Here is a 19,898-nt window from a genome sequence, read left to right as displayed (position 1 = left end):
GGGGTTTTTTCGATCTCTTCTCCAAATATATTGCGCAAAACCTAATTATCCGGTATAATAAATTTTATAAAATCTAATTTGACAAAAACATGGAGAGGATAAGATGAAAGAGACATGTCATGGAACCTTTCGGGAAGATGTACTTCATAAAAAGGGACTGGTTCTTGTGGATTTCTGGGCTCCATGGTGTGCCCCATGCCGTATGATTACACCGGTGCTGGAGGAAGTGGCTTCTGATTTTTCCGGGAAACTGGATGTTCTGAAGCTGAATGTGGATGAAAGCCCGGAACTTGCGAAGTTTTATAAGATTCAAAGTATACCGGCCCTGATTCTGTTTAAGGATGGAATTCCACAAGAAGGAGCCATTGGTCTTCGAGACCGCAGCTATTTTGAAGGACTGCTTGAAAAATACTTATAAAAAATGAGTCTGACATGAATTCCAATGTCAGGCTCATTTTTATTGCTATAATCCTGTGCTTCCATAACCGCCGCCCCGGTTCGTTCCTTTTGTTGTCACATCCTCGATCTCTTCAAATTCCCCTTTGATGACCTCGTTGAAGACCACTTGAGCGATTTTCATCCCTTTCTCGATGTAGATGGTGCCATAGGGATGATGGTTCTCATCTAAAATGAGGAAGGGAGATAAGTTCAGAAGTTGTGGCGTTTCATAATGTTCTCCTTTGTAGGCTGTGAAAACTGCTTCTTTATCCACGGGGAACAGAATCTCATACTCTTCTTTTATCGTATTCATTAGACTTGGATCTCTGAGCATTTCATAAGGAAGTGCAGAAAGATTATAGGAGTTCTCCAGAATAATACCTACTTCATCCCGGTAGCCTGCATCCACGGTGCCCGGGCTGTTAGGAATCCTCAGAGAAGTTTTCAGGGATAGACCGCTTCTGGGGCGAACTTGCATTTCTAAGTGGTCTGGCAGAGCCACTTTGATTTTAAGAGGCAGCACTTTTGTTTCACCTGGACAAAGCACGAAATCCTCCGAAGCAAAGACATCGGCTCCAGCATCATTATGATTGGCATAAACAGGTACTTTTCCGTGATTCATCAGTTCCAGGAAGATTGTTTCTTTTTTCATGGGAGTCTCCTTTTCTTGTGCGTTTCCATCGAACCTGTCGTATACTGTTCTTAGAGGAAAAGCAGAACTATCTTTCTTCATTATAAAGTAGTTTCCTGATTTATTGAAGTGAGGTGTCAGTGTGGAAAGAGAAGAACTTCTAAAATTGCCGGAGTTTGAGCGGGCTTTAGCACTTGCTGCGATCCATCACAGCGGTGTACTGGATAAAGGGGGAGAACCCTATATTCTTCATGTGCTCCGAGTGATGCTCCACATGAAAACAGAGGAGGAAAGAATCACTGCGCTTCTCCACGATCTTCTGGAAGACACGGCACTCACAGCGGAAGACCTTCTGGAGAGTGGTTTTTCATCTGCTATTGTGGACAGCGTCCTGCTTTTGACAAGAAGCGAAGAAGAAAACTATGAGGAGTATATCAGAAGGGTGGCAGAAGACCCCCTTTCCCGGAGGGTCAAACTCTCTGATTTGAAGGACAATCAAAATAGGGAGAGACTAGCTGAGCCTATCAGAGCGGAAGATCGAAGAAGACTGGAGAAATACAGGGCAGCAGAGGTGTATCTGAAGGCCTATGAGCATGAGGAGGAGACGAAAAATGAAAGATAAGATTGTATTCGGTATGATTGGGTGTGGAGATGTAACTGAAAGAAAAAGCGGGCCAGCGTTCAGGAAACTGCCCCAGACCGAGATGAAGTGGGTCATGAGGCGGGATGAGAAGAAACTGGAAGACTACGCCAAAAGACATGAAATCCCGTATTTTTCTACAGAGGTCCTGGACATGCTTCGCGACCCGGATGTGGATGCGGTTTATATTGCTACGCCGCCCCATATGCATAAGTATTACACAGTGCTTGCGGCAGAGCATAAAAAAGATGTCTATGTGGAAAAGCCCATGGCGCTGAACAGTGATGAGTGCAGAGAAATGAGAAAAGCATGTGAAGAGCATGGAGTGAAGCTTTATGTAGCGTACTACAGAAGAGCGCAGAAAAAGTTTCTTCAGATCAAAAGTCTGATGGAGAAAGGTGCCATCGGAGAAGTCCGCTCCTTCACGTATCAGTACCTGTGTCCGGTACCACAATTTGATCCAAACAGGCCGTGGCTGTTCCAGGAGGATACTTCAGGTGGTGGGATTCTTTATGATGTGGGCTCTCACATGATTGATTTTTTTCTGTTTCTTTTTGGTGAACCATCTATGGTTTCGGGAAAATCAGGAAATCTTTCTCAGGCATTGTCTGTAGAGGATGTAACCACAGGATTCTTCTTATTTGAGAACGGCATTCAAGGAACCATGAACATCACTGCAAGCTGCGGGATACGAGAAGATCTTCTAACCATAGCTGGAAGTAAAGGAGCCTTACGGTTTTCCATCATGGACCAGGCACCAGTATCATTAATCACAGATCACGGCACTGAAATCTTCGAATTTGAAGAGCCGGAACATTCCCAGATGGAGATGATTTCAATGATTTCTGATGCAATGCTTGGAAAAACAAATGTTGAGGACAGCGGATGGAACGGTCTGGAAACCCAGGAGATTCTGGAAGCATTCAAGTTTGGAAAAGAAGTGTTTTTTAGAAACAAGGATTAATAGGGCAAAAATAAAGACTTCTGCAATGAAATTGCAGAAGTCATGTCCATTCTTTAAAGCAATTTGAGGTTACCCTCGGGATTCCTTTTGTCCGTGTATTGGTTATCAAAAGCTCAGTGAGAATCATACTGAACTTCCTATGAATAGTATAACAAAGTTTTTTATCCTAGAACAGTAGGGTTTAAAAATTATTTTCCCTGATAAATCCACAGATCACTGTGGATTTTGTTTTCGTGGGTGAGAAAATAATTCTTTGAGGAGGTATAGCTTAAGTGTGTGAACACAAGGTTCTCAATGACCTGGGATTTCTTCTGGTTCTGATCCATAAAGTAGCGGCTTGCATGATAGTGTTCGCCATCGTATTCTACGGTGAGTACATACTGGTTCTGAATAAGATCATAGATGACAATGGTAATCTGATCTTCCCGTTTTAAGTCCACGTTCTTCAGGAACATGTCAAAACGCTCATGATTATGGCTGTTGGTGCCTTCCAGGACAATATAGCCTCTTTTCAGCGCATCTTCCCGATGAATATACCCTTCTTTATGTCCGCAGGCAGTCATGAAATTGAGAAAGAACAGTAAGCATACGAGCAAATACGGTCTTTTCATGGGAATCTCCTAATCCTTATTCTTTATAACAGTTCCTCAATATCCTTTTCAATGGCCAGAGGACTGGTGGTAGGTGGGTATCTTCTGAGGACCTTTCCGTTTCTGTCCACCAGAAATTTAGTGAAGTTCCATTTGACAGAGTCGCCTAAAAGTCCTTTGGTTTCTTTCCTTAAATGGACAAAAAGTGGATGAGCGGATTTTCCGTTCACATCAATCTTTGAAAACATGGGAAAAGTGACCCCGTAATTCAGCTCACAAAAATTCTTGATGCCCTCTTCACTTCCAGGGTCCTGCTGATTGAACTGATTGCAGGGAAAGCCCAGGACGGAGAACTTCTGGTCTTTGTGTTTTTCATAGATGGTTTCCAGATCTTTGAACTGCGGTGTAAAGCCACATTTGCTGGCAGTGTTTACAATAAGAAGCACTTCTCCTTCGAAGTTCTTCAGTGGAGTCTCCACACCGTCAATGTCTTTTGCGGTAAAGTCATAGATATTCATGATACACCTCATACTGTGTTAGTTATTATTCTTAGAATAAGCGAAAAATTCAGCCTTGTCAAATATTATTGCATACAAGACAATGGAGAAAAGAGCCTGTTTCCAGGCTCTTTTCTAAGAGAGCTGATCCGTATTACAAAAGCTTTCGTATATCTTTTTCAATATCCAGAGGATCCACCTGTGGAGCATACCGCTTGAGGACTGTTCCGTTTCTGTCCACCAGGAATTTTGTGAAATTCCACTTCACAGCATCACCCAGGAGACCTTTGGTCTCTTTTCTCAAGTGTTTGAATAATGGATGGGCAGCCTCTCCGTTCACATCGATTTTATCAAACATGGTGAAAGAAACACCGTAGTTCAGTTCACAGAAGTTCTTGATGCCTTCTGCACTTTCAAGTTCCTGATCATTGAACTGTCCGCATGGAAATCCAAGGACCTCAAATCCTTCACCATTCATCCTCTCATAAAGGGTTTCAAGACCTTGAAACTGTGGAGTGAAGCCACACTTGCTGGCGGTGTTGACAACGAGCAGCACCTTACCTTCAAACTCTTTTAGTTCTCTTTCCTGACCGTCGATATCCCTAGCGTTAAAATCATAAATGCTCATTTTTTACACTCCTTGGTTATATATTTAACTAGTTATATAGTAATGGCAAAATTTAATTTTGTCAAATTAAATAGGTAAAAATGAAAAACAGCATAAAAAAAGAGAACCCCGAAGGATTCTCCTGTGAACATATGTAGGAGTTACTTGCCGAGGAACTGTCTTGTCACATCCACAAGTCTCTTTGCCTGATGCCGTACAGCACCTTCCACATCGTTCTTGATTTCTCCATCGATGATGGAAGCCGATACACCGTATGGATTTCCACCTGCTGCATAAATGCTTGGATCTGTGTATCCAGGTGCGACAATGATTGCACCAAAATGCATTGCAGAGGTGTAAATGGAGCGGATGGTTTCTTCTACGCCGCCGTTGGCATTCATCGCGGAGGACATGGCAGTGATGGTCTTGTTCACAAGTAGACCCTGGGACCAAACACCGCCGAGGGTATCCAGATACTGCTTGAACTGAGAGGCGACATTTCCATACCTGGTTGGTGTGGAGAAGATGATGGCATCTGCATCTACCATATCCTGAGGTGTTGCTACAGGAATGAGATCCTTGGTTTCATCGTAATGCTTTTTCCAAAGAGGGTTGGAGGCGATGGCGGATTCTGGAGCCAGCTCCTGTACTCTCAGCACCTTCACTTCGGCACCTGCTTTTTCAGCTGCATCCTTTGCCCACTGGACCATCTGGTAATTTCCTCCTGTAGCGCTGTAATAAATAATGGCTACTTTAACTTTACTCATGTTTCAAACTTCCTTTCTTTTCACTGTAATGTGTCGATGCCTTAGTTATATCATTAGCTTGTGTACAATTAATTAAGAAAGTGTGTACCGGAGGTTAATATTGTACTAGTTAGTAGTATTTACGAATTATTCATAAAATCAATGACATCTTTCAGGTGCAAAGCCTGGGAAAAGTGGTTGACTTGAACACCTGTGAGTGATATTATTGAAAGGTCATAACGAATGTGGCCCCTTGGTCAAGCGGTCAAGACGCTAGCCTCTCACGCTGGAATCAGGGGTTCGATTCCCCTAGGGGTCACCATTACAAGTACATCCTTGAAATCTACGGATAGTTCTCTGAAAGAGCTTCCCAACTGGATTTCAACGGATGTATTTTTTTATGGAGTTTTCCAGAAGGTTATAGACAGAGCTTTCTGAGAAACGGTTGAGTCCGGAGCCTTAAGGGCAGAAAATAAAACGACTGGGGCATTAAAAAAGCTCCAGTCGTTTTATGATGGAATCTCAAGACCGATCCTTGATCATTTCCTCCATTCTTTTGAAAAGATTTTCGTAGACCTCTTTTTTATTGGTTTCATTGAGCATTTCATGACGTCCGCCCTCGTAGAGCGTAAGGGTAACCTCTTTCACTTTAGCTTCCAGGAGCCGCTCATAGGTTTCCTGAACGCCTTTACCATAAGCACCTACAGGATCCTCCTTTCCGCTGAAAAGGTGGTAGGGGACATCCTTGGGAACGGTGTCTGCCCAGTTTTCATGGGTGACATCCTTCATAATAGTCAGAAATCCCTTGAAGGCATTTAAGGTAAAAACAAAATTGCATTTGGGATCTTTTCTGTAGGCATCGCGTATTTTCTTGTCTCTGGAGAGCCAAGAGAACTCATCATTCTCCTCTTTAAAGTTCTTGTTGAATCCTTGAAAGAAAATGGAGTTATACAGGCTGCTTCTATGGGTGTCTCCTTTGATAGCAGCAATGGACTTTGCCAAGGTGATTCCGGGTCCGATTCCTTTGTTTGTACCACCAGTACCACTGATAAAGATTCCGCTGAGGCTTCTTCCATATTTCATGAGATATTTGCGCAGCATAAAGGAGCCCATGCTGTGGCCAAGAATAAAGTGCGGAAGGTGGCTGTATCTTTCCGCAAGAAGATCAGAGACATTTTTCAGATCTTTTACCAAAGTAAGATCATACGGATCCTTTGAGAAATAACCAAGATCCTCCATGGTACGGATGCTGTTTCCATGACCGGCATGGTCGTGGCCTGCCACAAGAACCCCTTTACTGGTCATGTAGCGGATGAAGGGCTCGTAGCGCTCCAGATACTCGCACATGCCGTGGGTGATCTGAAGCATATAACGAGGTTTGGTTTTTGGCGTGTAGATATAAATGTGGACATTGTAAAGATGATTGGTGCTGGGGATGGTCTCAACTGTTTTTTGGTAACTCATACAATCACACTCCACCTGTTTATTACATCTATTATATGAACTGTACCAGGCAGAAAGCAAATGATTTTGAAAATTCGTTCTTCTAAGTCGAGGTGCTGTGATAGAATGAGAATAGAATGATTTCAGAACGGGGGCACTCATATGAAAAAAACAGTGATTATTTTATGTATTTTAACTCTTTCCTTGGGGCTATTCGCCTGCAAGAAAGAAGAGGCACCGGAAGTTCCGGCGGAAACGCCTGTGGAAACTCCAGCTGAAGAAGAACCTGTGGAGGAGCCTGTGGAAACTCCAATAGAAGAGCCAGCGGGGACACTTTCCCATCATTACGAAGAAGTAGTGCCTGGGCTTTCCCCTTTAACTGGACTTCCCTATGAGGGGGACGGAAAAGTCATCATGGTGCAGATGGAAAACACCAAAGCGGCACGGCCCCACAGCGGACTGTCTGAAGCTGGCATCATTTACGAAATGGAAGTGGAAAGCACCATCACAAGGCTGACGGCATTTTTTCATGGAACGTATCCTGAAAAGGCGGGTCCAGTGAGAAGTGCACGGAAACAGCATATGTTCCTTTGGAGCGAGTGGAACTATCTCTACATTTATTACGGTGGTTCCAAGAATCTGGAAGGCCAGGATATAGACACCTGGAGACAGGATCTGGGCATCACAGCCAAGAGGCTGGATGGAACCATCACGTCCGTGGGATTCTCCAGATCCACCGACAGGGTTGCACCGCACAATGCTTATACCAATCTGGAACTGGTCATGGCAGAAGCCTATGACTTTGAGCCCAAGGACAGGACCCTTGCCTACCTTGACAAGGAGGTGGAAGGAGGTCAGCCGGCTTCAAAAATATCTCTCTCCTATCGGGCAGACAATAAGATCACCTATGAGCTTCGAGAAGAGGAAGGGGTATATGACCGCTTCATCAATGGAGAACCTATGATGGACAAAGAAAACAATACTCAGATCTCCGTGAAGAATATCATTGTACAGCATGTGGAACACTACCATGTGAAGGATACAGTGTATACCAATATGGAAATGATCGGAACGGGAGCTGCAGAGTATTTCATTGGCGGCACCATGAAAAAAGGAACATGGGTCCGGGAGAATGAATCGTCCATGACAAAGTATTATGATGAAGAGGGAAATGAGATGGCATTCCAGCCAGGGAAGACCTTTATTCAGATTATGCGTCCGGAGTCAGAAGTGAATGTTGAAGGATAAGTTATAAATCAGCAGAAAGAACCCCCGGAGCATCCATGAAGGATCTCTCCGAGGGTTCTTTCTGGCAATATAGAAGGATTTTTATAAGTCGTTTGTGTTGAAGGTGTCGCCATGCTCCAAATCTCCGTACTGGAAACCCAGCCTGAACCACTTCATGCGCTGTGCGGAGGTGCCATGGGTAAAGCTGTCAGGTACCACATAACCTTGGGCTTTTTTCTGCAGCGTGTCATCTCCGATGGCATTGGCGGCATTGATGGCCTCTTCAATATCGCCTTCCTCCAGATACCCTCTGCCGTGGACATAGTTTGCAAAGACGCCAGCAAGATAATCCGCCTGAAGCTCCAGTCTTACTAGATTCTCATTATACTCAGCTTCACTGACCCGGCCACGCAGCTGCTGTACCTGCTGGGAGATGCCAAGGAGTGTCTGGACATGATGCCCCACTTCGTGGGCTACCACATAGGCCATGGCGAAGTCTCCCGGAGCGCCGAAGCGCTGGCTGAGTTCTTTATAAAAACTCAAGTCGATATAAATCTTCTTGTCTGCTGGACAGTAGAAAGGGCCTGTGGAAGAACCAGCTACGCCGCAGGCAGACTCCACCCGGTCGTTAAAGAGAACAAGAGTGGGTTTTTCGTATTCCCTGTTATACTCTCTGAAAAGGCTTGTCCAGACATCCTCTGTGTCTGCCAGAACCACGGATACAAAATCAGCCAGGTCTTCTTCCTCCTGGGAAGCTTCATAGGGGATATTCTCGGGAGAGGTGATCTGTGGGGAAAGCATGGAACCAAGATCTCCACCGAGCAGGGCAAAGACAAGAAGAAGGATGAGCCCGATGCCGCCGCCCATAATACTTTTACCGCCTAATCCCCCCATGGGGGCGCTTCTTCCGCGGCGGTCCTCAATATTGGAACTTTGTCGCCTGTTTCTCCATTTCATAAAAAACACTCCTCGTAAAACCTGTGAAAGGTTGTAATTTCTTCCTTCTATTATATCATCTGTGGGGTTCCTTACGGTTTTAAGGAATCATATGCAAAGTAAATTTACTATGAATGGGACTGGCCATCCCTTTACAATTTGAAGGAAATCATTCAGGATGGAGTAGAAATCCAAAGTTTCTGTTAAGAATCATGGAGTAGGATGAAGAGGAGAACCTTATGTCTAAGTGGTCTGAAATATCAAAAAGATTAAGGAATTGATAAATCATCAGGAAGACTTGACAAAAGAAAAAAGAAACACCTGTACTTATCCACAGAGATTGTGGAAAAATAACAATTATTGTGGATAACATCCAAGTTGATTCTGAATGTTTCCCGGTTGCTTTACACATTATCCACAGGAATGTGGATAAAAGCCTACACAATTTGTGGATACTTTTCTTGGGTGGGAAAGCATATCCACAAGAAGATTTCAAGGAGAATACATTATGAAATTCATAAAACAAACTGTTCCAGCTGTTTTTGTGAAACGGCCAAACCGCTTCCAGGGATATGTGGAATATGAAGGAGAAACCATCATGGTGCATGTGCCAAACACAGGACGGGTGAAGGAAATCCTCATTCCAGGCACAAGAGTGATCCTTCGGAAAGAAGACAATCCAAACCGAAAAACTGCCTATAGTCTCATTGCAGCCTATAAAGGAGAAGCTCTCATCAACATTGATTCCCAGATACCCAATAAGGTCGTGGAAGAAGCACTTCTTGCTGGAAAGATTCCTGAACTGACAGAGTACACTGATGTGAAGCGTGAGAAATTCTACGGTAAGAGCAGATTTGATTTCCTCCTGGAAAGCCCTGAGGGGAAAAAGTACTATCTGGAGGTGAAGGGCGTCACATTAGAGACGGAAGCTGTGGCGAGTTTTCCGGATGCGCCTACGGAAAGAGGGACCCGTCATGTGGAGGAGCTGATTTCTGTCAAAAAGGAAGGGCACGGGGCTGGGGTTCTCTTTGTGCTTCAAATGGATGGCATGAAGGGATTCACACCAGCGTATGAACAGGATCCTTTATTTTCAGCCATGCTTTACCGGGCTAAAATGGAAGGCGTGGATCTTTTTGCCTATGACTGCAAAATTACAGAAAGCTCCTTGGAGCTGTCAAAATCTGTCCCTGTTGTGTTCAGGGAAGAAGCCGATCTGTTCTAAAAATGTTAAGAACTGAGAAGATCATTCCGATGATATAATGATGAAAATATCTTAAAGCAAAAAGGAGGCCGTACAATGGATAAAAGAACTGCCCCGGTGATTACCACAAACCTTCGGGGTCATATGATAGAAGTACCGGAAGTGATTAGAAAGGCTACGGGTATTGTGATTCTTGGAAAGAGAATCAAGTCTCTTATTTTTTCCACCGATGTTGCCGTCATTAAGAACACCAATGCAGATGCAGTGATGAGTGTTTACCCCTTTACTCCGCAGCCCATCATCACCCAAAGCCTTATCAATGCTTCTGATGTGCCGGTGTTCTGTGGTGTTGGAGGTGGGACAACTACTGGAAAGAGAGTGATCAATCTTGCTCTGGATGCGGAGTTCAAAGGAGCCATCGGTGTGGTTCTGAACAGCCCGACGAAAAATGAGATTCTCAGCGGAGTCCGGGATGTCATCGATATTCCCATTGTCATCACGGTGATCTCAGAAGAAGATGACATTGATGCGAGAATTGCAGCTGGTGCCACCATTCTCAATGTTTCTGGTGCAAAAAACACTGCAAGGATTGTGCGGAAGATCCGGGAGAAGTATCCGGAATTCCCCATCATAGCCACGGGAGGGCCTACGGAGGAGAGCATCCTGGAGACCATTGAGGCAGGAGCCAATGCCATCACCTATACACCACCCTCCAACACGGAAATCATGAAGAAACTGATGGACAAATATCGGGGAGAGAATATTCTATGAGAGAAAATTTAGCAGAAAACTGCAAACACTGTCCGGAGTACGCGGAAAGCTGTGATGGGAATGATCCCTCCTGTCTATGCTACAGGTGCCCGAGAAATCTGGGGCAATGCATAACAGTTAAGTACTGCAGGGAAACAGAATCTGTGCTGGAACTGGCGCCACCGATGGACAGAGAGCGTGAACTTATGATAGAAAGATACTATAAGCTAAAAAATATGGAATAGAATGGAGGACAAAGGATTGGAAAACTACAAAGAATCATTCAAAAGGTTTCTGGAAATCCAGGAAGAAATGAAAAACATCGGAGATGCTCAAGGGGTTCTTTACTGGGACATGGCAACCATTATGCCTTCCAAAGGCGTGGAAAGACGCTCTGAGGTTGTGGGATACTTAAGCCAGCTCATGTACAAGCTGGAGACCGGAAAAGAGTATCAGGATCTGGTATTTGGTCTTTATGAGCATCTGGAAGAAATGAACGACAAAGAAAAAGCCATGGTGAAGGCGGCCAAGAAGTCACTGGATTTCATGAAGAAAATTCCAGAAGAAGAATATCTTGAATACAGCAAGCTTGTGGCTTCAGGAGAAACCTACTGGGCAGAAGCTAGAGAGAAAAATGATTATGAGTCCTTCAAGCCTATTCTGGAGAGGATTGTTTATTTCAACAAGAAAATCGCAGGATACATCGGTTATGAGAAAACTCCTTATGATGCTCTCTTGGATATGTATGAGCCTGGTGCAACAGTGGAAGAAATAGATGGGGTATTCAAGGAGCTTCGGGATGGTCTCCTGGTTCTCTTGAAGAAGATCGGAGAAAGTGCGGTGGAAATTGACAGCAGTATCCTGAAGGGCGAATATGCCATAGAGCCGCAGAAGAAATATAATACAGAGCTTGCGAAGAGACTGGGTTATGATTTTGAAAGAGGTGCCATTGCAGAAAGCGCACATCCATTTTCCACAAACTTCGGCAACAAGGATGTACGAATCACAACAGCTTACAGCAAAGAAGACCCTGTGACAGCCATGTACTCCACCATCCATGAAACAGGGCATGCCATCTATGAGCAGAACATTCCGGATGACATCACCAAAACCAACATCGGTGGCGGTGTGTCCATGGGAATCCATGAATCCCAATCCAGATACTACGAGAACATTCTAGGCAGAGGAAAAGAGTTCATTGAGACAGAATATCCCAATATGGTGTCAGCCTTCGAAGGACTGAAAAATTACAGCCCAGAGGATGTCTATAAAGCCATCAATAAGGTAGAGCCATCTCTCATCAGAATCGATGCGGACGAACTTACCTACAGTCTCCATATCATCATCCGTTACGAGATTGAAAAAATGCTGATCAATGGAGAGGTGAATTTCGATGAGCTTCCCCAAATCTGGGCAGATAAGTATACAGAGTATCTAGGGGTAACACCAGAATCCTATGCCAAGGGAGTTCTTCAGGATGTTCACTGGTCTGGCGGAATGATTGGGTATTTCCCAAGTTATGCCCTCGGAAATCTTTACGGTGCACAGATGCTCTACAAAGGCATGCTGAGAGATCTGCCTAACTACTATGAGCTCATCCGTGAAGGCAAGGTTTCTGAAATCACGAAATGGCTGGCAGATCATGTCCATAGCCACGGTGGAACCTACGAACCCAAGGTGCTTATTGAGAAAATCACGGGAGAGCCCCTGACCGCCAAGTATTTCCTCCAGTATCTGGAAGAGAAGTACAGCAAGATCTACGGATTCTAAGGATCCTTTTGTGAAATATGAAAATCCCAGGAAAGCAGTTCTGTGAAGAACTGTGCCTGGGATTTTTTCAGTTATAGATTTTTAAGAACATAGGTGAGGATCGATACGGTGTTTTCCACGGCCAGGTCTTTGAACTTCTCATAATCCATGCTTGCACCGGTATTGGCGTTGTCTGAAATGGCCCGGATGACAGTGAACGGAATGTGATTCAGATCAGCTGCCTGGGCGATGGCAGCGCCTTCCATCTCGCAGGCGGCAGCGTCAAAGGTTTCCAGAAGATCTTCGATCTTTTCCTTGCTGGAGATGAACTGATCCCCACTGACGATGATGCCTTCATGGGTGGTATAGTCTTCATTTTTTCTGGAGCCTTCCAGTGCCAGTGCGGTAAGCTTCTCATCAGACTGGAAGAGTGAACTTTCAAACCTCGGAATTTCGCCACGCTTCAGGCCGAATGCGGTGACATCCATATCATGCTGAAGTAGAGCTTTTGCCACCACCACATCCATGGGCTGGATATTCTCCTTGACGCCTCCGGCTACGCCTACATTGATGAGGTGGGTCACCTGGTAGTCATCCGCGAGGATTTGGGCACAAACCGCTGCGTTGACTTTACCGATGCCTGAAATCACCATGACAACGTCTTTCTCTTCCAAAGTGCCTTCGATGAACTCCATTCTTGCTTTGGTCCTGGTTTCCTTGATGGACATGATTTTTTTAAGAGGAGCCAGTTCTTCCTCCATGGCACAAATAATCCCTATTTTCATCTAGATATAATCTCCTTGTACTCTATTTGCATCTAATTATAAGAGATTAGGGGAAGAGATGTAAAGGAAGTGTTTTTGGAAAAGACTTGAAATAGGGAGAGATTTCCGATATATTTACATGTGTTTTATGAAAGGAATGGATGAAGATGCAGCATGAGTTAAGAAGAACAGAGATGCTCCTGGGAGCAGAAAATATGGAAAAACTACACAGGTCCAAGGTGGTGCTTCTAGGACTTGGTGGCGTAGGAGGAACCTGCTTTGAAGCCTTGGTAAGGGGTGGAGTGGGAAAGATTGTGGTGGTGGATGATGATGTGTTCACTCTTTCCAATCTGAACCGGCAGCTTTTGTCCACGTACGATCACATCGGGAAGCATAAGGTGGATGCTGCCTTGGAAAGAGCAGAAAGCATCAACCGGCAGTGTGAAGTGATTGGGGTGAAAGCTTTCATAGGCAGTGAGAATCTTTCGGAGATCATCACAGAGGACACGGATTATGTCATTGACGCCATAGATACAGTAACCAGCAAGCTTCAGGTCATTGCCTACTGTAAGGAAAAGAACATAAAAATCATCAGTTCCATGGGAACGGGCAATAAGCTGGATCCTTCCAAACTATTCGTGACGGACATCAAGAAGACCACCATGTGCCCTTTGGCCAAAGTGATGCGAAGAGAGCTGAAAAACCGTGGGATTCTTCACCTGAAAGTGGTGGCATCCACGGAGAAACCGCTGGTGCCCATGGCCATAGAAGGAGAAGCCGTGGAAGGGGCTGTAAGCAGCCTTAAAAAAAGAAGCACTCCGGGGAGTACTTCCTTTGTTCCGCCTGCGGCGGGGATTCTTCTTGCTTCTGAAGTCATGAGAGAGCTTATGGGGCTTCTCGATTAAGGCATACGGAACTGGTTGATTTCTCCAATATAGTCGTAGCCGAATTCTCCAAGTCTGTTCATCAGAGCGCTCTGATCCAGATGATAATGGTCGCAGAAGGCTGCGAGAGAATCGAAGTCGTTGCGAAGCTTTGTGTTGATGGTGCTGAGCAGAATAAAGGGGTCCATCTCCATGATGTTTTCCTGGGTGAAAGCCGTTTCCATACTCATGTTTCTTCCTCCTCATATTAGGCACGTAGTATATGTTACTCATATTATAAGAGAAAACCATGAGAAAATGTAAGTTATTAACAAAGGTTTGATGAATATTATAAGTTTGTTAATTAATTGCCGATATTATCTATGGATTAACAACAAAATGCAACATCTGTACGAGTCCACGGGATGAGGGTACCACCTTCTTTCTGTGGACTTTATACGTGGTAGAAGGTAGAATTGATGGTAGATACGTTTACATATTGGACAAGGGATATGTTTGAGTAGATTTTGAGGCATAAAGGAGTTGAGGGTGCTGTTTTTTGCAGCCGAGCGATGAAGACATTTAGTTCGTACAAGATCAAAGATCTGGTCCTGAAAAATAGAGTGGTGATGCCGCCCATGTGTATGAATATGGCAGAAGACGGACATCCAACTGACTTTCATTATATTCACTACGGCAATGCGGCGCTGGGAGAGATTGGACTCATCATCGTGGAAGCTACAGGAGTCACGCCTGAGGGCAGGATTCTAGAGAGGGATCTGGGCATCTGGAAGGATGATCAGATTCCAGGACATAGAAAAATTGTGGAGCTCTCTAAAAAATACGGGTCCCACATTGGTGTTCAGCTGGGCCATGCAGGAAGAAAATGTGGTATTTCTTCACTCACCACCTTGGCACCATCCGCCATTGCGTTCAATGAAGACTATAAGCTGCCAAAGGAGATGGATCTGGAAGACATCAAAAGAATCGTGGAAGCCTTTAAAGCGGCTGCTGTGAGAAGTCTTGAAGCGGGGTATGAACTCATTGAGCTTCATGGAGCTCATGGGTATCTTATCCATGAGTTTCTGAGCCCGCTTTCCAATCATAGAACCGATGCTTATGGCGGATCTACGGAAAGCCGTGTCCGATTTCTGAAGGAAGTGACAAAAGCAGTGAAATCTGTACTTCCGGAGAATTTTCCGCTGATTCTTCGAGTGTCTGCTGCAGACTATGTGGAAGGTGGTATAGACATTGAAGAGATGGTGAGAATCATTCATCTCGTGAAAGAGGATTTTGATATGATCCACGTAAGTTCTGGGGGGCTTCATGTGGACCAGAAAATTAATGTTTATCCTGGCTACCAGGTGAAGTTCTCTGAGATTCTGAAAAAAGAATGTGGAGTTCAGACCATAACCGTAGGGATGATCACAGAAGTGGATCAGGTAGAGGAGATTCTTCAGAATGATCGGGCAGACCTTGTGGCTCTTGGCCGGGTGCTTTTGCGGGATCCTTTTGTGCTGATCAAAGAAGGAAGAGGTCACGTGACACCGCTCTTTGCCTATAAAAGAGGGTTTCATGTGGATTGGGCTCACCGTAAATAGAGACAGAAATTAAGAAAGAACCTGATCGTTTTGGATGATCAGGTTCTTTCTTATGGTGCTGTTAGGGTGTCATAGGGAAAAAGTCCTTCACACTTCCCAAAGTGAGTTGCTGTGCTTCCACTGCTTTTTTCACTTCCGGGTTCACAAGTATGGAAAGCTCCTTCACCCGATGAATCTGGTAACTGCTGTTTTCAAGAATCACGTCATCTAGATAGGCCGGATGACACATGATTTCGAGAACCTCAGATTCAAGTTCTATATGGTTTTCCCGAAATCTTCGGAAATACTCTTCTGAAACGGTCTCTTTATAGAAATCCGTCAGCCCATAAAATGTCTGAATCCTCTCTTTATGGATAAAATCCAGATCCTCTCCCGAAACATAGGATGGGACCAGCCGTATGGGGAGGTTATACTCTTTTGCCAAGACGGTGGTAACCTTCAGCACATCCGGATGGAGATGCATATGATGATGTCCGTCCAAATGAGTGGGCTCAATTCCGTAAGATCTGATTTTTTCAATTTGAGCTGTCCACTCCAGATACACCTCTTCCGCCTTGACAGGAAGAGGGCGGTCCATGGGAAACCTTATGAACTTGCCATGTTCATCCACAAGACTTGGGATCCGGTCCAAAGGGGAGAGTGGTCGCAGTGCATCTAAAGTAAGATGCACGCCGATGCTGAGATCGGGGCACTCTTTCGCAAGAGCCATGCCGTGGGAAAGAGCAGGTCCTCCAGCCATGGCGGTGGTGGAGGTGAGAATGCCCTCTTTGTGAGCTTTTATGATACCAAGGTTCTGTCCTTCAGAGAAACCGAAATCATCTCCGTTGATGATAATTCTCATGGCCTTTTCCTCAAGGCTTCAATGGTTTCTTTAAAAGCAGGAAGATGCTTCTCATGGGCCAGAAGAAGATCATCCAGGACCTTTCTGCCAAGATGCTCGCTTTGAACCAGAGGGTTTGTAACCATGGCCACATAGGCATCCTCGTATTTTCCGCTTAAGGCTGCTTTAACAGTGAGCCTTTCGAAGGATTTCAGCTGCTGCACAATTCCTTCCGCTGCTGCTGGCAGGAGTCCTGTTGCAAGAGGCACTGGACCATCCTTTGTAATGATAGAAGATACTTCCACGGCGGCATCAAAGGGCAGTGAAGCGATGGCGCCTTTATTTCTGGTGTTGACCACCTGAATGTCCCGTTTGTCATTGGCGATGGAAGAGATGAGGTTCACCGCTGCATCGCTGTAGAATGCACCACCTCTTAACTCCAGTTCTTTTGGTTTATCGGCAAGATCTTCATCCTGATATTTTCTGAAAAGATCCTCTTCCACAGCCATCACTTGGGATGCACGGGTTTCGCCTGTCTTAAAGTCCTCCAGCATATGGCTCAGCATCTGATCTTTCTGGAAATAATATCTGTGGTAAGCGCAGGGAATGGCATCAAGTCCCCTCAAAAATTCTGGAGACCAGGGAAGATCCATGATATTTTTCATGTTGAGAGATTCCGATTCTGTTGCCATTTTTTCCAGAACATCTCTTTTTACGGAGACACCATCCAGAAACACATCTAAACCAAAGACCATGTGGTTGAGACCTGCCATATGAACGCGGACTCTGGATTTTTCTGCCTCCAGGATCTTGGATACGCCAACTTCCATGCCATACGGCAGATTACATACTCCAATGAATCGTTCCCAGGAGGTATGGTTTAGGACAGCTTCGGTCACAAGTCCCGCAGGATTTGTGAAGTTCACGACAAATGCGTTGGGGCAGAGCTCTTCACAGTCCTTCAGGATCTCAAAGATCACGGGGATGGTTCTCAGTGCTTTGAACATACCGCCTGCACCGTTGGTTTCCTGCCCGATGAGCCCGTGGGATAGGGGAATGGATTCGTCAAGGGATCTGGCATGCAGGCCTCCCACACGGAACTGTGTGGTGACAAAATCTGCATCTTTCAACGCTTCGCGTCTGTTCAGGGTACTGTGGATCTCCATGGGGATGCCAGCTTTTTTCACCATTCTCTCAGCCAGCTTTGTGATGATATTCAGTTTCTCTTTACCCTCTTCAATGTCCACAAGCCAGAGTTCTCTTACGGGAAGCTCTGCATAACGCTTGATGAATCCTTCGATGAGCTCTGGTGTATAGCTGGATCCGCCACCAATGGTGACTATTTTATAGGTTTTCATATTCTACCTCCATTTCGATTTTTTTCTTTACTCAGATTATACTAAATTATTGGTACAAATTATAGTGGTTCCCACAAGTATTTTTCATGGGAAATCTTGATGGTTTTTCCGAATGTTCAAATAAGCGCTATGAAACCATAAAGAAACGGTCAAAAATAAAGTGATTTTTATGTTGAAAATGAATCATATAGGGAGAAATGAGATAAAAAAGATAATAGAAATCAAAAATTTCTATTTACATTGCTAAAGTACTTCGTTATAATCATATCATAAAGTTGTACCAATGAATTTATTGGTGCTGATTTTTTTAAGAAGGTTGTAATCGTTTATAGCCAAAAAAAGGGGGATCTTATGAAAATACTTCTCGTATGTTCTGCAGGAATGTCCACCAGTCTGCTGGTGACAAAAATGGAAAAAGCAGCGAAAGAAAAAGGGATCGATGTTGAAATCTTTGCGCTTTCTGCTGGTGAAGGTAAAAAAATACTCAAAGATGTGGATCTTGTCCTTCTGGGACCTCAGGTCCGCTTTATGAAAAATGAATTTGTGAAACTTGCCACTGTTCCGGTAGACGTGATTGATATGCTGGCCTACGGAAGAATGGAAGGCGAGAAAGTTCTTAATAATGCCCTGGCGCTCTTAGCGCAGAAATAATGGTCTTAAACCCCAAACATAAGTCGACAATGGGCGGGGAAAAGATATTAAGTCAGTAGTTCAAAGGAGGTCAAAATGAATCGTTTTATTAATTTCCTTGAAGAAAAATTTGTCCCCGTGGCTGCAAAAATTGGCGGACAGAAACATCTGGTTGCCATCAGAGACTCATTCGCAGCGCTGATGCCTCTTATTCTTGTAGGTGCATTCGCGGTACTTCTAAACAATGTATTCTTTGTGCCTTGGTCTCTTCTCGCCAACTATATTGGTGCTGAAAGCGCATTTATCGTATGGGCCAATGAAAATCTGGCTCCACTGTTCTCTCTCATGGAAAGTGGAACTTTCGGAATCATCGCGTTAGGTCTTACCTTCTCCATGGGGTATAACCGTGCAGTCAATGAAGAGAAAGACTCACTATCCACCGGACTTATTTCTGTTGCATCGTTCGTTCTTTTAGGGGCACTTTCAAGAAACAATGAAGCAGTTGCATCCTGGGTTACAAACTTCCTGGGCGCACAGGGAATCTTCATTGCACTGATTGTAGGTCTTATCACTCCAGAAATATACTTTGCCATCGTGAGAAAGAACTGGGTCATCAAAATGCCTGATACCGTTCCTCCAGCTGTAGCAAAAGGATTTTCTGCAGTTATTCCAGGATTTATCGCAGTATTTTTCTGGGCACTTGTGGCGTACTTCTTTAATGTAGCTTCAGGACTCAACATCTTTGCATGGTTTGAAGTGAATATCGCAGCAGGTCTTTCTGTGCTAGGACAGAACATCTTCTCGATTCTTATCATCTCCACGCTGATTCCACTGCTCTGGTTCTTTGGTCTTCATGGCGCAAATATGCTGGAAGCCATCATGAGTCCTGTGTATGGAACTCTAGGTCTTGAAAACATCGACAAGTTCTCCAATGGTATCCGTGCCATCGGAACTGGTGCAGATGAACTTGCAGTATGGGTAAGAGGTTCCTGGGATGCTTATGTGTTCATGGGCGGTTCTGGAGCAACTCTTCCACTGATCGTCGCAATCCTCATCTTCTCCAAAGTAAAGCAGCAGAAAGAAGTGGCTAAACTTGGATTCCCACCTGGAGTCTTTATGATCAATGAGCCTGTGCTCTTTGGTATGCCAATCGTTCTGAATCCAGTGTACTTCATCCCATTTGTCATTGTACAGCCAATTCTGACCTTAGTCGCGTTCTATGCCACAAAGATTGGTTTCGCAGGTCCGATTGTAAACTCAGTACCATGGACAACACCACCAATCCTGAACGCATTCCTTGCGACCAACGGATCCTTTGGAGCAGTTGTTGTCTCCGTTGTGAACCTTGTCATCGCTTTCCTTGTGTACATGCCATTTGTTATGATTGCAAACCGTTATGAAGCACAAAGAGAAGAACTGGAAAAAACCGCATAAGTAGAACTG

The 19,898-nt window shown here is 44.6% G+C and carries 23 protein-coding genes and 1 tRNA gene; 13 read left to right on the top strand and 11 right to left on the bottom strand.

The genetic code is table 11. The annotated features are described in order from the left end of the window. Positions 1 to 103: 103 nt before the first annotated feature. Positions 104 to 418 (top strand): thioredoxin, encoded by a 315-nt coding sequence (gene trxA, locus DEF30_RS00570; protein ID WP_074912805.1) that lies wholly within the window; start codon positions 104 to 106, stop codon positions 416 to 418. A 45-nt stretch (positions 419 to 463) separates the two neighbouring features. Here the strand turns inward: trxA and DEF30_RS00565 are convergent, their stop codons facing one another. Continuing rightward, a complete protein-coding gene (locus DEF30_RS00565) occupies positions 464 to 1,090 on the bottom strand; it encodes an aminotransferase (RefSeq protein ID WP_294095152.1) in 627 nt (208 codons plus the stop codon). Between the two features lie 121 nt (positions 1,091 to 1,211). Here DEF30_RS00565 and DEF30_RS00560 point away from each other — a divergent pair, with 121 nt between their 5' ends. Further along, positions 1,212 to 1,691, top strand: a complete 480-nt coding sequence (locus DEF30_RS00560; RefSeq protein WP_294095149.1) for an HD domain-containing protein — start codon at positions 1,212 to 1,214, stop codon at positions 1,689 to 1,691. Further along, positions 1,681 to 2,673 carry a Gfo/Idh/MocA family oxidoreductase gene (locus DEF30_RS00555; RefSeq protein WP_294095146.1) on the top strand — a complete coding sequence of 331 codons (993 nt, stop codon included), beginning with the start codon at positions 1,681 to 1,683 and terminating at the stop codon, positions 2,671 to 2,673. Before DEF30_RS00560 ends, DEF30_RS00555 begins: the two co-directional genes overlap by 11 nt. 188 nt (positions 2,674 to 2,861) lie before the next feature. Here DEF30_RS00555 and DEF30_RS00550 read toward each other — a convergent pair whose 3' ends face one another. The 4 genes from DEF30_RS00550 to wrbA all read right to left on the bottom strand — a co-directional run bounded on the left by DEF30_RS00550 (position 2,862) and on the right by wrbA (position 5,134). Beyond that, positions 2,862 to 3,284, bottom strand: a complete 423-nt coding sequence (locus DEF30_RS00550) for a hypothetical protein (RefSeq protein WP_294095144.1) — start codon at positions 3,282 to 3,284, stop codon at positions 2,862 to 2,864. 23 nt (positions 3,285 to 3,307) lie between these two features. Further along, positions 3,308 to 3,781, bottom strand: a complete 474-nt coding sequence (locus DEF30_RS00545; RefSeq protein ID WP_074912801.1) for a glutathione peroxidase — start codon at positions 3,779 to 3,781, stop codon at positions 3,308 to 3,310. 133 nt (positions 3,782 to 3,914) lie between these two features. Then, on the bottom strand, positions 3,915 to 4,388 hold the full coding sequence (locus DEF30_RS00540) for a glutathione peroxidase (protein ID WP_294095140.1): 474 nt from the start codon (positions 4,386 to 4,388) through the stop codon (positions 3,915 to 3,917). Positions 4,389 to 4,528: 140 nt separating this feature from the next. After that, entirely contained in the window at positions 4,529 to 5,134 is a 606-nt protein-coding gene (gene wrbA, locus DEF30_RS00535) for an NAD(P)H:quinone oxidoreductase type IV (RefSeq protein ID WP_294095134.1), read from the bottom strand. 226 nt (positions 5,135 to 5,360) lie between these two features. Here wrbA and DEF30_RS00530 point away from each other — a divergent pair. Further along, positions 5,361 to 5,435: transfer RNA gene (locus DEF30_RS00530), tRNA-Glu, on the top strand. Positions 5,436 to 5,635: 200 nt separating this feature from the next. On the opposite strand, the gene DEF30_RS00525 is transcribed toward DEF30_RS00530, so the two are convergent. Beyond that, positions 5,636 to 6,577, bottom strand: a complete 942-nt coding sequence (locus DEF30_RS00525) for an alpha/beta fold hydrolase (RefSeq protein ID WP_294095132.1) — start codon at positions 6,575 to 6,577, stop codon at positions 5,636 to 5,638. 141 nt (positions 6,578 to 6,718) lie between these two features. On the opposite strand from DEF30_RS00525, the gene DEF30_RS00520 reads away from it, so the two are divergent. Beyond that, positions 6,719 to 7,804, top strand: coding sequence for a DUF3048 domain-containing protein (locus tag DEF30_RS00520; protein WP_294095129.1), 1,086 nt, complete (start codon positions 6,719 to 6,721; stop codon positions 7,802 to 7,804). 81 nt (positions 7,805 to 7,885) lie between these two features. Here DEF30_RS00520 and DEF30_RS00515 read toward each other — a convergent pair whose 3' ends face one another. Continuing rightward, the gene (locus tag DEF30_RS00515) at positions 7,886 to 8,740 is read right to left on the bottom strand and encodes a neutral zinc metallopeptidase (RefSeq protein ID WP_294095126.1); all 855 of its coding nucleotides are present in this window, start codon (positions 8,738 to 8,740) and stop codon (positions 7,886 to 7,888) included. Between the two features lie 487 nt (positions 8,741 to 9,227). Between DEF30_RS00515 and sfsA the strand changes: the two genes are divergently transcribed. From sfsA to DEF30_RS00495, 4 genes are all read left to right on the top strand, one after another. Next, entirely contained in the window at positions 9,228 to 9,941 is a 714-nt protein-coding gene (gene sfsA, locus DEF30_RS00510) for a DNA/RNA nuclease SfsA (protein ID WP_294095123.1), read from the top strand. A gap of 75 nt (positions 9,942 to 10,016) precedes the next feature. Continuing rightward, positions 10,017 to 10,691, top strand: a complete 675-nt coding sequence (locus DEF30_RS00505) for a hydrolase (RefSeq protein WP_294095120.1) — start codon at positions 10,017 to 10,019, stop codon at positions 10,689 to 10,691. After that, positions 10,688 to 10,915: a hypothetical protein gene (locus tag DEF30_RS00500; protein ID WP_294095117.1), complete on the top strand. Its 228-nt coding sequence runs from the start codon at positions 10,688 to 10,690 to the stop codon at positions 10,913 to 10,915. The genes DEF30_RS00505 and DEF30_RS00500 overlap by 4 nt, the downstream gene beginning before the upstream one ends. A 16-nt stretch (positions 10,916 to 10,931) precedes the next feature. Further along, positions 10,932 to 12,440 carry a carboxypeptidase M32 gene (locus tag DEF30_RS00495; RefSeq protein ID WP_294095114.1) on the top strand — a complete coding sequence of 503 codons (1,509 nt, stop codon included), beginning with the start codon at positions 10,932 to 10,934 and terminating at the stop codon, positions 12,438 to 12,440. A 71-nt stretch (positions 12,441 to 12,511) separates the two neighbouring features. On the opposite strand, the gene DEF30_RS00490 is transcribed toward DEF30_RS00495, so the two are convergent. Then, positions 12,512 to 13,204, bottom strand: a complete 693-nt coding sequence (locus DEF30_RS00490; protein WP_294095112.1) for a 5'-methylthioadenosine/adenosylhomocysteine nucleosidase — start codon at positions 13,202 to 13,204, stop codon at positions 12,512 to 12,514. Positions 13,205 to 13,350: 146 nt separating this feature from the next. On the opposite strand from DEF30_RS00490, the gene DEF30_RS00485 reads away from it, so the two are divergent. After that, the gene (locus tag DEF30_RS00485) at positions 13,351 to 14,088 is read left to right on the top strand and encodes a tRNA threonylcarbamoyladenosine dehydratase (protein ID WP_294095110.1); all 738 of its coding nucleotides are present in this window, start codon (positions 13,351 to 13,353) and stop codon (positions 14,086 to 14,088) included. Here DEF30_RS00485 and DEF30_RS00480 read toward each other — a convergent pair. After that, a complete protein-coding gene (locus tag DEF30_RS00480) occupies positions 14,085 to 14,297 on the bottom strand; it encodes a DUF4250 domain-containing protein (protein WP_242943566.1) in 213 nt (70 codons plus the stop codon). The genes DEF30_RS00485 and DEF30_RS00480 overlap by 4 nt on opposite strands. Positions 14,298 to 14,618: 321 nt before the next feature. Between DEF30_RS00480 and namA the strand changes: the two genes are divergently transcribed. Beyond that, a complete protein-coding gene (gene namA / locus DEF30_RS00475; protein WP_294095095.1) occupies positions 14,619 to 15,647 on the top strand; it encodes an NADPH dehydrogenase NamA in 1,029 nt (342 codons plus the stop codon). Positions 15,648 to 15,708: 61 nt separating this feature from the next. Here namA and chbG read toward each other — a convergent pair whose 3' ends face one another. Together chbG and DEF30_RS00465 are read right to left on the bottom strand one after the other, a co-directional pair. Next, positions 15,709 to 16,488 (bottom strand): chitin disaccharide deacetylase, encoded by a 780-nt coding sequence (gene chbG, locus DEF30_RS00470; RefSeq protein WP_294095093.1) that lies wholly within the window; start codon positions 16,486 to 16,488, stop codon positions 15,709 to 15,711. Beyond that, positions 16,485 to 17,825, bottom strand: a complete 1,341-nt coding sequence (locus DEF30_RS00465; protein ID WP_294095090.1) for a 6-phospho-beta-glucosidase — start codon at positions 17,823 to 17,825, stop codon at positions 16,485 to 16,487. Before DEF30_RS00465 ends, chbG begins: the two co-directional genes overlap by 4 nt. Positions 17,826 to 18,176: 351 nt before the next feature. Here DEF30_RS00465 and DEF30_RS00460 point away from each other — a divergent pair, with 351 nt between their 5' ends. Both DEF30_RS00460 and DEF30_RS00455 read left to right on the top strand, forming a co-directional pair. Continuing rightward, positions 18,177 to 18,476: a PTS sugar transporter subunit IIB gene (locus tag DEF30_RS00460; protein ID WP_294095087.1), complete on the top strand. Its 300-nt coding sequence runs from the start codon at positions 18,177 to 18,179 to the stop codon at positions 18,474 to 18,476. Between the two features lie 75 nt (positions 18,477 to 18,551). Beyond that, positions 18,552 to 19,889: a PTS transporter subunit EIIC gene (locus DEF30_RS00455; RefSeq protein WP_074912785.1), complete on the top strand. Its 1,338-nt coding sequence runs from the start codon at positions 18,552 to 18,554 to the stop codon at positions 19,887 to 19,889. Positions 19,890 to 19,898 lie beyond the last annotated feature (9 nt).

Source organism: Proteiniclasticum sp., from assembly GCF_003514505.1.
In the GTDB taxonomy this organism is placed as follows: domain Bacteria; phylum Bacillota; class Clostridia; order Clostridiales; family Clostridiaceae; genus Proteiniclasticum.
This window is presented reverse-complemented; position numbering and strand designations above follow the sequence as displayed.